At 51.9% G+C, this 9,892-nt stretch carries 12 protein-coding genes and 6 tRNA genes; 3 read left to right on the plus strand and 15 right to left on the minus strand.

The window, feature by feature from the left end:
- Window positions 1-46: 46 nt before the first annotated feature.
- The 9 genes from MHN01_RS07685 to mutY form a co-directional block, all read right to left on the minus strand.
- Window positions 47-122, minus strand: a tRNA-Thr gene (locus MHN01_RS07685).
- 10 nt (window positions 123-132) lie between these two features.
- Window positions 133-208 (minus strand) — tRNA-Asn (locus MHN01_RS07690).
- A 43-nt stretch (window positions 209-251) separates the two neighbouring features.
- A tRNA-Phe gene (locus MHN01_RS07695) sits at window positions 252-327 on the minus strand.
- Window positions 328-363: 36 nt separating this feature from the next.
- Window positions 364-439 (minus strand) — tRNA-Thr (locus MHN01_RS07700).
- Window positions 440-484: 45 nt separating this feature from the next.
- Window positions 485-560, minus strand: a tRNA-Asn gene (locus MHN01_RS07705).
- Between the two features lie 40 nt (window positions 561-600).
- Window positions 601-676: transfer RNA gene (locus MHN01_RS07710), tRNA-Phe, on the minus strand.
- Between the two features lie 118 nt (window positions 677-794).
- Window positions 795-1,928, minus strand: a complete 1,134-nt coding sequence (gene mltC / locus MHN01_RS07715; protein ID WP_239410784.1) for a membrane-bound lytic murein transglycosylase MltC — start codon at window positions 1,926-1,928, stop codon at window positions 795-797.
- Window positions 1,929-2,045: 117 nt separating this feature from the next.
- Window positions 2,046-2,318, minus strand: a complete 273-nt coding sequence (locus MHN01_RS07720; RefSeq protein WP_075763156.1) for an oxidative damage protection protein — start codon at window positions 2,316-2,318, stop codon at window positions 2,046-2,048.
- A gap of 113 nt (window positions 2,319-2,431) precedes the next feature.
- Window positions 2,432-3,499 carry an A/G-specific adenine glycosylase gene (gene mutY, locus MHN01_RS07725; RefSeq protein WP_239410785.1) on the minus strand — a complete coding sequence of 356 codons (1,068 nt, stop codon included), beginning with the start codon at window positions 3,497-3,499 and terminating at the stop codon, window positions 2,432-2,434.
- A 254-nt stretch (window positions 3,500-3,753) separates the two neighbouring features.
- Here mutY and trmB point away from each other — a divergent pair, with 254 nt between their 5' ends.
- From trmB to MHN01_RS07740, 3 genes are all read left to right on the plus strand, one after another.
- A complete protein-coding gene (trmB, locus tag MHN01_RS07730; RefSeq protein ID WP_239410786.1) occupies window positions 3,754-4,491 on the plus strand; it encodes a tRNA (guanosine(46)-N7)-methyltransferase TrmB in 738 nt (245 codons plus the stop codon).
- A 107-nt stretch (window positions 4,492-4,598) separates the two neighbouring features.
- Window positions 4,599-5,519, plus strand: coding sequence for a glutaminase B (gene glsB / locus MHN01_RS07735; RefSeq protein ID WP_239410787.1), 921 nt, complete (start codon window positions 4,599-4,601; stop codon window positions 5,517-5,519).
- Between the two features lie 54 nt (window positions 5,520-5,573).
- Complete coding sequence (locus tag MHN01_RS07740; RefSeq protein ID WP_239410789.1) at window positions 5,574-5,978, plus strand: YggN family protein; 405 nt, start codon at window positions 5,574-5,576, stop codon at window positions 5,976-5,978.
- A gap of 1 nt (window position 5,979) precedes the next feature.
- On the opposite strand, the gene hemW is transcribed toward MHN01_RS07740, so the two are convergent.
- From hemW to MHN01_RS07770, 6 genes are all read right to left on the minus strand, one after another.
- Entirely contained in the window at window positions 5,980-7,137 is a 1,158-nt protein-coding gene (hemW, locus tag MHN01_RS07745; RefSeq protein ID WP_239410791.1) for a radical SAM family heme chaperone HemW, read from the minus strand.
- Window positions 7,137-7,730 (minus strand): XTP/dITP diphosphatase, encoded by a 594-nt coding sequence (locus MHN01_RS07750; protein WP_239410793.1) that lies wholly within the window; start codon window positions 7,728-7,730, stop codon window positions 7,137-7,139. The genes hemW and MHN01_RS07750 overlap by 1 nt, the downstream gene beginning before the upstream one ends.
- A gap of 174 nt (window positions 7,731-7,904) precedes the next feature.
- The gene (locus MHN01_RS07755; protein ID WP_075763150.1) at window positions 7,905-8,333 is read right to left on the minus strand and encodes a DUF4426 domain-containing protein; all 429 of its coding nucleotides are present in this window, start codon (window positions 8,331-8,333) and stop codon (window positions 7,905-7,907) included.
- Window positions 8,334-8,488: 155 nt separating this feature from the next.
- Complete coding sequence (yggU, locus tag MHN01_RS07760; protein ID WP_239410794.1) at window positions 8,489-8,782, minus strand: DUF167 family protein YggU; 294 nt, start codon at window positions 8,780-8,782, stop codon at window positions 8,489-8,491.
- A complete protein-coding gene (locus tag MHN01_RS07765) occupies window positions 8,779-9,336 on the minus strand; it encodes a YggT family protein (RefSeq protein WP_239410796.1) in 558 nt (185 codons plus the stop codon). Before MHN01_RS07765 ends, yggU begins: the two co-directional genes overlap by 4 nt.
- A gap of 9 nt (window positions 9,337-9,345) precedes the next feature.
- A partial coding sequence (locus MHN01_RS07770) for a pyrroline-5-carboxylate reductase (RefSeq protein WP_239410797.1) occupies window positions 9,346-9,892 on the minus strand: 547 nt, incomplete at its 5' end.

Consider the following 9,892-nt stretch of genomic DNA (forward strand, 5'->3'; position numbering starts at 1 on the left):
GGCTTTAACTTTTGCAATGCTGCGTATTGCAACAATTGCTAATAAATGGTGCCGACTACCGGAGTCGAACTGGTGACCTACTGATTACAAGTCAGTTGCTCTACCTACTGAGCTAAGTCGGCACACTAAATGTGGCTCCCCCTGCGGGACTCGAACCTGCGACATACGGATTAACAGTCCGCCGTTCTACCAACTGAACTAAGGGGGAATTATTTTTTATCTAATACGATAAACTCGCATCGGATGAATAATGGTGCCTCGAGGCGGAATCGAACCACCGACACGAGGATTTTCAATCCTCTGCTCTACCGACTGAGCTATCGAGGCAAAAGCAGGATGGTTAAGTCTCTGCTTTGCAATAAATGGTGCCGACTACCGGAGTCGAACTGGTGACCTACTGATTACAAGTCAGTTGCTCTACCTACTGAGCTAAGTCGGCACACTTATTCTTGTTGTCTTTAAGCCTTGGCTCAAAAACGATATTTGGCTCCCCCTGCGGGACTCGAACCTGCGACATACGGATTAACAGTCCGCCGTTCTACCAACTGAACTAAGGGGGAATAGCTTTCGTTGCTTGCACCATTGTTCAAAAAAGAAGAATGGTGCCTCGAGGCGGAATCGAACCACCGACACGAGGATTTTCAATCCTCTGCTCTACCGACTGAGCTATCGAGGCAACGGAGCGCTATTAAACGGGTTTTCAGCCTGTTCGTCAACAACTTTTTTAATAAAAATGCCTGCTTGCTCGCTTTTTATACATAGGCGGCATTGGCAGCTATTTCATTGTCATCGAATCAGATTTTTCCCTGATTGAATTCTTTTTGGAAAGTAGTGACCTTCTGCAGATAACGCCTTGCCTCAGCCTTGGGGTGCTTGGTCGTGAGCGCCCAGTAAACCTGGTTAGGTTTTAGGCTGTTAAGATCATTCATTGCCCGTTTCCGATCACGGTGGAAGGTTTTTAATACCCCGCCGGTACCACCGTTATAGGCCGAAATCATGCTGTAGTGCAGCGATAGCGGATCTCGAACCTCTTTGAGGTAGCGGTTTCGCAGTATGTAAAAATAGGCGGTACCGGTATCAATGTTCTTTGCCGGATCAAACAGGTATTCAGGCGAGGGCTTGCCTGATTTGTTTTTTACCAGCTTGAAAACATCGGCGCCAGCGGTGTTGGGAACGACCTGCATCAGGCCATAGGCATTGGCATGGCTGACGGCATAGGGGTTGAAGCTGCTCTCGGTCTTGATGATGGCGTAGATCAGATCCTCGGGAATACCGTAGCGCCTTGAGGCATTACGAACAATGCTGGCGTACTTGTAGCTTCGCTTGTTGGCGTGATCGGCAACCATGGGTATTTCGACATAATAGGCCTGCTGGTAACGAACCTTGCGTTTTTTCAGCCCGTTATTAATCAGGTAGTCGGCAAACTGGTTCGCCCGCCATGACCACTCAATAGGCTTGCCATCCTGATCCAGAACCTGGCCGTAGAGGAAAGGCTTGCCGTTGAAATCAATGCCCGAGTCTGAATACAAATCAACCCCGCCCGGGTTATCCGGGGTGAGTAGCGTAGTTGTTATGGCTTCTTTGAGATGGTTCTCCGGCTCTGTGGTGGCAACGGTCTCGACAATCACGACGCCGCGTACGAAATCGACATGGGCACGGCTTTTGTAGCCATCGGTATATTTGACGTACTGGCGCTTGCCGGCCACCAGGGAGTCATTGTCTCCCCAGTAGCGCTTTACCTGGCCGCTGAAATTGTTCATCAGGCGATCAAGGGCCGCTGCATCCTTGGTAAACTGGCCCGGCAGCGGGGCGAGGTTTTTGGCAAAGCGGTTGGTTGTGGTGTAGTCGACGTCGTAAAATTTTTCGACAAATTCGCGACTGCATCCGCTCAGCAGCAGAAGTGACAGTATAAGAGCGCGTTTTTTCATAGTTCCCGGTAAAAAAAAAAGACATCACTTGTTTGTTGGCAAATGATGTCATTATCTGGCACCCCGGGTAAGCTTTTTATCCCGGAGAAGCGATTATTCGTGAAGTCAGGGCGATTACTACTCGCTCGGCGGCGTATAACCGTCGATGATCACATCCTGACCTTCAAACAGGAAGTTGACCATTTCCGTTTCCAGCAGCTTGCGGTGCTCCGGATCCATCATGTTCAGTTTCTTCTCGTTGATCAGCATGGTTTGCTTACCTTGCCACTCCGCCCAGGCTTCTTTCGAAATATTGTCGAAAATACGTTTACCCAGCTCGCCCGGATAAAGTTGGAAATCCAAACCTTCTGCTTCTTTTTTCAGACGGGCACAAAATACAGTACGGCTCATCGAGTGGCTCCTTAATCCTAACCTTCATGAGTACGCTGCTAGTTATACCAGAGTGCAGCGTATGCTTCTAGATATCACACTGAAAGGGCTGTATAGCCCTTTCATAGTTAAGGTTATACGCCATTAATAAGTTCGTAGTGCAAGCTTTCAAGGATCTGCTGGACTGGCGCTGCCAGGCCCACTTTTGGTGGCTGGTTTAGGTTGTACCACTGGCCCTTGCCGGACTCGCCAATCATATCCGGCATTGCCCTTAGCGTGATTTTAATTGGCACGATATCGAGGTGATAGTGGCTGAAGGTATGGCGGAATGCATTGAGCTGCTCGGTGGCCTCGATGTTTTGGCCAGAAGAGCCAATGCGCTGCTCGATAATACCGGTAAGATCCTGGTGATCATGTTGCGGAAAGCACCATAGCCCTCCCCAGATCCCGGCCGGTGGCCGCTGCTCGAGCCAGATTTCCTCGCCGCATTGAAAAATGGCAAACCAGGCCTGTTTTTCTGGCAGTGTTTTTTTCGGTTTCTTGCCGGGAAAATCCATCTGGCGTTGCTGGGCCTTGGCCTGACACATGTCCGCTACCGGGCATAATTCGCACTTTGGCTTGCTGCGGGTGCAGATCATTGCGCCCATATCCATCATTGCCTGGTTATAGCGCTCGACACCTGCTGCCGGGGTATTTTTCTCGGCAATTTCCCACAGGGCGTTTTCAACCGGCTTTTTGCCCGGCCAGCCCTCGACCGCATAGCAGCGGGCCAGGGTGCGTTTTACATTACCGTCGAGGATTGGATGGTGCTGGTTGAGTGACAGGGATAGTACGGCACCGGCGGTCGAGCGGCCGATCCCCGGCAGGGCGACAACACTGTCGATATCGGTCGGGAATTCTCCCTTGTGCTCGGCCACAATAACCTGTGCGGCTTTGTGAAGGTTGCGGGCACGTGCGTAGTAGCCGAGTCCGGTCCATAAATGCAGTACCTCATCCTGTTCTGCTGCAGCGAGATCCTGAACGGTCGGGAAACGGGCAACAAAACGTTCGAAATACGGGATCACCGTGGCAACCTGGGTTTGCTGGAGCATGATCTCCGACAGCCAGACTTTATAAGGGGTTTTGTTGAGCTGCCAAGGCAGTGTCTTGCGGCCGAATTTGTCGTACCACGTCAAAATGGCCTCAGAGAAGGTATTAGTCACAGAAATTCGCTCACTTTACTTGTAGTGTGTCTGCCTGGTGATGCTGATGGCCTCTATCGGTTAAAATTGAGTCAGATCTGGCAATCACTTATACTTCCTGACACCGTGCAGCTCGCACAGCGGCGAAAGTTATTATTGGGTTTTATTGAGCGAGATTGCACCACAAACTGGGTATTGTCGCAATCGATAGACTTGAACTTAGCCTATAACTTTGGATAATGCCGTTCCGTTTCTTTTTTGTTTGGATAGTAAGCATGAGCGAAGTTTCAAAAAAGTCAGGTGAAGTGACCATGACTGAATTTACCGAAGACGGCAAACTGGTACGAAAAATTCGTAGCTTTGTCCGTCGTGAAGGCCGTTTAACCAAGGGCCAGGAAATGGCTATGGAAAACAACTGGCCGACAATGGGTATTGACTTCGCTCAGGAACTAATCAACTGGAAAGAGGTGTTTAACCGCGAAGCACCGGTCGTACTGGAAATTGGTTTTGGTATGGGGGCCTCTCTGGTTGAAATGGCGAAGAATGCGCCAGAAAAGGACTATGTCGGTATCGAAGTACATAGCCCAGGTGTCGGTGCATGTTTGATGGCAGCAGAAGAAGCCGGCCTGACAAACCTGCGCGTTATGTGCCACGACGGTGTCGAAGTGTTTGATCATATGATCCCGGATGGCAGCCTGGACATGGTTCAGCTGTTCTTCCCAGACCCTTGGCACAAGGCTCGTCACCACAAGCGCCGTATTGTTCAGCCTGAATTTGCACAAATGCTGCGTAAAAAGCTGAAAATCGGCGGCATTTTCCATATGGCGACAGACTGGGAAAACTATGCCGAGCACATGGTTGAAGTGATGAATGCGGCGCCAGGCTACCGCAATACGGCAACTGACGGTGATTACATTCCGCGTCCGGAAGATCGCCCTCTGACTAAATTTGAAGCTCGCGGCCACCGTTTGGGCCACGGCGTATGGGATATGAAGTTCGAACGAACTGAATAATTTCCCCCGTTGACGGTTCGCCATTCGGATCGGGAACAACGAAAATCCAATGCAATTGAAGAAAAAGCCAGCCTCGTGTTGGCTTTTTTATCCTTGGAGAAAAAATAATGAAGCCAACAGAAACGTTGCTCAGTGAGATTTTAGATGAAGTCAGGCCATTGATTGGTCAGGGTAAGGTCGCTAACTACATCCCGGCATTGGCCAAAGTTCCGGCTGATAAGCTGGGGATCGCAGTCTGTTATAACGATGGTGAAATTATTCAAGCTGGTGATAGCGAGGAAGGCTTCTCGATCCAGTCTATCTCCAAGGTACTGAGTCTGACAATGGCAATGACCCTGTACGAGCCGGATGAGATCTGGCAGCGCGTCGGCAAGGAGCCCTCGGGACACGCCTTCAATTCCATGATCCAGCTTGAGCTGGAAAACGGCATTCCGCGCAACCCGTTTATCAATGCCGGGGCTTTGGTGGTGTCGGATCTGCTGCATAGCCGGCTTTCTGCTCCCCAGTACCGGATGCTGGAACAGGTACGTGAACTGGCCTGTAATCCGCATATTGTCTATGACAAGGAGGTCGCAGCATCCGAAATGCAGCACAGTGACCGCAATGCCTCTATCGCCTACCTGATGCGCTCGTTCGGTAACTTTGAAAACGAAGTGATGCCGGTGCTGACCAACTACTTCAGCTATTGTGCCCTGAAGATGAGCTGTGTCGATTTGGCGAGGACATTTAGCTACCTGGCGAATAAAGGGCTTCCTTTAGGCGCGAAAAAAACGATCATCAGCCAGACTCAGAGTAAGCAAACCAATGCCTTGCTCGCGACTTGCGGGTTATACGACGGTGCCGGCGAGTTCGCCTATCGGGTGGGCATGCCGGGCAAGTCCGGCGTCGGTGGCGGAATTATCGCGATCGTGCCGGGTGAAATGTCGATTGCGGTATGGTCGCCGGAGCTGGATCCTTCCGGAAACTCGCTGGCAGGTACCGCGGCACTGGAGTTGCTGGCAGAGAGAATTGGACGTTCTATTTTTTAACGGGTGATGGCGGCTGGCGATGAGCGGTGCATGCCATGATTAAAGGGGATGCATATGCGTAAGAGCCATTGTCACATAATAAGTCCGGTGTGTATTTTGCTCGGCTTGTTAGTCAGTCCTGCCGCGCTATCGGTGCCACTGTGCCAACCACAGTGGCATAATGCGATCACTTTGCAAGAGAGTGAGATCCGGCTTGAAAATGGCGCTGATACGTTTCTGGTCAAGCCGAACGGGCAGCTCTATTACGGCGTTCACAAGGTCAAGCTCAATGACCAGCAGCTTGCTGTGCTGGCCTCCTACCATCAAATGATGATTGAAGATCTGCCCTACGTGCTATCCCATTCCCAGTTCATTGATCAGGAATTGTGTGACCGGGTGGCCAGGCGTCAGAAGAAAGAACATGAAATCCAGTCTTTGATCCCGGCACTAAGGCAGTGGCAGAGCGTGACTCTGGAGTAGGTTATTCCTCGTCGACAAAGGCGGCCAGCAGGTCATTGAGGAACAGCTTGCCCTGTTCGGTGATCTGCCACTCGCTGCCGGTATCGGTCAGGTAGTTTTTCCCCAGAGCCCAGTCAATAGAAGGCTGAATCGCTTCTAACGGCAGACCGGTACGCTCGATAAAGTCCTGTTTCGGGCAGGATTCCAGCAGGCGGAAACGGTTCATGAAGAACTCAAATGGCCTTTCGCTATCCTCTACCTGAGTTTCCTGATCCAGATACGGTTTCTGCGGGTTTAGGTAGCCACGCGGGTGCTTGACCTTGACGGTTCGGGTTATTGTGCCGTCGGCAAAGCTGATCTTGCCATGGGCGCCACAGCCAATTCCGAGGTAATCCCCAAAACGCCAGTAGTTGAGATTGTGACGGCATTGCAGGCCGGGTTTGCTATAGCCGGAAATCTCGTACTGGACATAACCCGCTTCGGTCAGTAGCTGGTGGCCCTGTTCGAAGATATCCCACAGGTCGTCGTCATTCGGCAGTGTCGGCGGCTTGGAGTAGAACAGGGTATTGGGCTCGATAGTGAGCTGGTACCAGGACAAGTGCGGCGGATTAAGGGCGATAGCCTGTTTGAGATCCGACAGGGCATCGTCAATCGACTGATCAGGCAGTCCGTGCATCAGGTCAATGTTAAAGCTGTTCAACCCGGCTTCGGTTGCCAGGTTGGCTGCCCTGGTTGCTTCGTCGCTGCCATGGATACGGCCAAGGCGTTTTAGCTTTTCATCCTGGAAGCTCTGGATCCCGATAGAAATCCGGTTGACGCCGACCTCGCGGTAGGCATTAAAGCGCCCGGCTTCGACGGTACCCGGATTGGCTTCCATGGTGATTTCAATATTCTCGCTGAACGGAATACGGGCCTCGATTGCCTTTAGCAGACGGCCGATCTCCTCGGGGGAGATCAGGCTCGGTGTACCACCGCCGATAAAGATTGAATGCAGCGAACGGCTGCCTTCTGCCAGCCGATAGGCGGCCAGATCGGTGTCCAGATCCTCGATCAGGGCATCGATATAATCGAGCTCGGGGATCTCGGCTTTCAAGGCGTGCGAGTTAAAGTCACAGTAGGGACATTTCTGTACACACCATGGAATGTGGACATACAGGCTGAGTGGCGGTGGAACTAGCATTAGGCGTCCTTCAGGGCGGCAAACAGTTTCTGCAGGGCTTTGCCGCGGTGTGAAAGTTGTTTCTTGCGTGCAGGCTCCAGTTCGGCGGAGGCGCACTGATCTTCCGGCACCCAGAAGACTGGATCATAGCCGAAGCCATTCTCGCCGTGGGCCTCGGTCAGGATGCTGCCTTCCCAGCTGCCGTGGCAAACCAGTGGTGTCGGATCATTTTCGTGACGCATCATAACCAGTACGCAGTGGAAGCGGGCTGTACGCTGCTCGGCAGGAACGCCTTTCATTTCTTTCAGTAGCTTATCCATATTCTGCTGATCACTGGCATCTTCGCCGGCAAAGCGGGCTGAGTAGATACCCGGCGCGCCCTTGAGGTAATCCACTTCCAGGCCGGAGTCATCGGCAATGGCCGGCAGGCCTGTCTCCTTCGCCGCATGACGAGCTTTGATAATGGCATTTTCGATAAAGGTTGTGCCGGTTTCGGCAACCGAAGAGACGTTGTAGTCGCTCTGGGCGACGACATCAAACCCAAAGTCTGCAAGCAGGCTTGCCATTTCTTTTACTTTGCCCTTGTTGCCAGTGGCCAGTACTAGTTTGCTCATCATTGTTCCTCGGTGAATTCGTGCGGACTGATAATAACGGGGCGCTATGATAATACCAATCTTGCTCAGTCACCACTCAATTGAGTGCGGATTGTTTTCTGATAGCTTTACTGCTTCGTTTCCTGAGAATAAAAAAGGAGCCACTGGCTCCTTCCGGGTATGTGTGGCGGCTGCCTAGTCGACATAAAATGTCTGTTTGAATGCTATCTGGCCGCTGTTTCCGCCCTGGGAGACATCGATGGTAAAGCTGAAGCTCTCCTCGTTAGCATGGCTTAGCTCGGCAATGTAGTAGATGGCAGAGCCTTCGCGAACCTCGCGGAAGGAGAGTTTCTTGATTGAACCAAGCAGGTTCTTGGCCTGTCCGGACAAGACGGCAGTGACAGCCGGTTTGCCAGCCTGGGTTTTGTCCAGCACGGTGACATTAACAACAGCCGAGTAACGGCTGCGCTGAATGCGGTAAGTGTTGGCGACCTCGGGAGTCAAGAAGGTGGAAGGAAAGCTGGAGTAATGGACTTCAAGGTTACCAATATTGGTTAACTGTTCAGCATTAACGGGAAGGGCGGTAAAGAGTAGTGCTGATAATAAACATAAAATACGAGTCATGATTTTATCCTTTTGGATACTCACCGGTTATTTATACGACCCTTATAGCCTGGTGGGTATTTCATTCTTTTTAGTATAGTCAGCTGATGATTGTTGTAGCAGCCCAGCCTGGCGGCTGAGCTGTCGATTTTTTGAGTGCTTGAGTCTGCGAATGTTTACAGCAGATCAGAGACGATTGCGGGCGTTTCCCGCGGGGTCTCGATACGTACCTGTTTGTGGCGGCCGAGCTCTCCTTTTTCAATCACCACTTGTCCCTTGGCAACCCGGAACTGCTTGGCCAGGTATTTGGTGAGATGAGCATTGGCCTTGCCGTCGACTGGCGGGGCGGTAATGGCAACTTTGAGCTCGTCACCATGAAGGCCGACGATTTGGTCCCGGCTGGCTTTGGGTTGAATATACAGCCGGATCACCAAATCGTCTCCGTTGCGAGTTATCGCATTCAGACTCATAGCTGGTGCCAGATCGGACCGATGATATCGCCCATCAGGAAGTTGGCAAACTGCAGGCCGATAAACAGAACCAGAACACTCAAATCCAGGCCGCCCATTGCCGGAATAATTCGGCGGATAGGTGCTGTCATCGGCTCGGTTAGCTGGTGCATGACGTATTCAACCGGGCTGCGGCCCTGGCTGACCCAGCTAAGGACTGCGCGTAGCAGCAGTACCCAGAATAGCAGACCACCGGCAGCTTTTAGCAGCGCCAGGGCGCCAACCCACAAGAAGTCAGGGGTGAATGCCATGCCGCCACCAGTCAGTACCAGCTGGAGAATGACAAACTTGGCAATGCTAAGGACATAGGCAAACAGCAGCGTGGCAAGATCCAGCGAGCCAATCGATGGGATAATACGACGCAGCGGCGCGACAACTGGCTGGGTTGCCTTGACGATAAACTGGGAGAACGGGTTATAGAAATCTGCCCGAGCCCATTGGAGCCAGATCCGTAGCAATACAACCATGATGTAGAGGTCAAATAGGGTACTGACCAGAAAACCAATTGAATTCATAACTAAACCTTAAAATAATTTTTCCATTTCTTCAGCGCGGGAAATCGCAGCACGCATTGCTTTGGCTACGGTATCACTAAGTTGGTGTTCGTTAAACGTCCGCAGTGCTTCTGCCGTGGTTCCACCTTTGGATGTTACCTGCTCGCGCAAGGTTGCCAGCTCGGTATCCGGGTTGGCAACCACCATTTCTGCAGCTCCTGCTGCAGACTGCTGGACCAGCAGACGGGCGGTCTGCGGATCGAAGCCCTGCCTGATAGCTTCGGCCTGCATCGCTTCCATAAACAGGAAGAAGTAGGCCGGTGCACTGCCTGCTGCCGCTATAATACCGTTAATTCCCGACTCCTGCTCTACCCAGCACACTTCGCCGACAGCTCGCATTAAGTTTTCGGCAAAGGCCTTGTCTGCTATTGATATTGTGGTTGTGGCAAACATACCGCTCATGCCTTTTCCAATAAGCGATGGCGTATTGGGCATAACCCTGACGAGGTTGAGCTCGGTGGCGAGCATTTCGTTGAGGCGCTGGGCGGAGATGCCCGCTGCAATTGAGATAGATCGG

It is taken from the genome of Photobacterium sp. OFAV2-7 (assembly GCF_022347985.1).
Lineage (GTDB): Bacteria > Pseudomonadota > Gammaproteobacteria > Enterobacterales > Vibrionaceae > Photobacterium.

Coding starts and splice junctions, on each gene's coding strand:
- mltC (WP_239410784.1), bottom strand. CDS start 1,928: ATGAAAAAACGCGCTCTTATACTGTCACTTCTGCTGCTGAGCGGATGC.
- MHN01_RS07720 (WP_075763156.1), bottom strand. CDS start 2,318: ATGAGCCGTACTGTATTTTGTGCCCGTCTGAAAAAAGAAGCAGAAGGT.
- trmB (WP_239410786.1), top strand. CDS start 3,754: ATGAGCGAAGTTTCAAAAAAGTCAGGTGAAGTGACCATGACTGAATTT.
- glsB (WP_239410787.1), top strand. CDS start 4,599: ATGAAGCCAACAGAAACGTTGCTCAGTGAGATTTTAGATGAAGTCAGG.
- MHN01_RS07740 (WP_239410789.1), top strand. CDS start 5,574: ATGCGTAAGAGCCATTGTCACATAATAAGTCCGGTGTGTATTTTGCTC.
- hemW (WP_239410791.1), bottom strand. CDS start 7,137: ATGCTAGTTCCACCGCCACTCAGCCTGTATGTCCACATTCCATGGTGT.
- MHN01_RS07750 (WP_239410793.1), bottom strand. CDS start 7,730: ATGAGCAAACTAGTACTGGCCACTGGCAACAAGGGCAAAGTAAAAGAA.
- MHN01_RS07755 (WP_075763150.1), bottom strand. CDS start 8,333: ATGACTCGTATTTTATGTTTATTATCAGCACTACTCTTTACCGCCCTT.
- yggU (WP_239410794.1), bottom strand. CDS start 8,782: ATGAGTCTGAATGCGATAACTCGCAACGGAGACGATTTGGTGATCCGG.
- MHN01_RS07765 (WP_239410796.1), bottom strand. CDS start 9,336: ATGAATTCAATTGGTTTTCTGGTCAGTACCCTATTTGACCTCTACATC.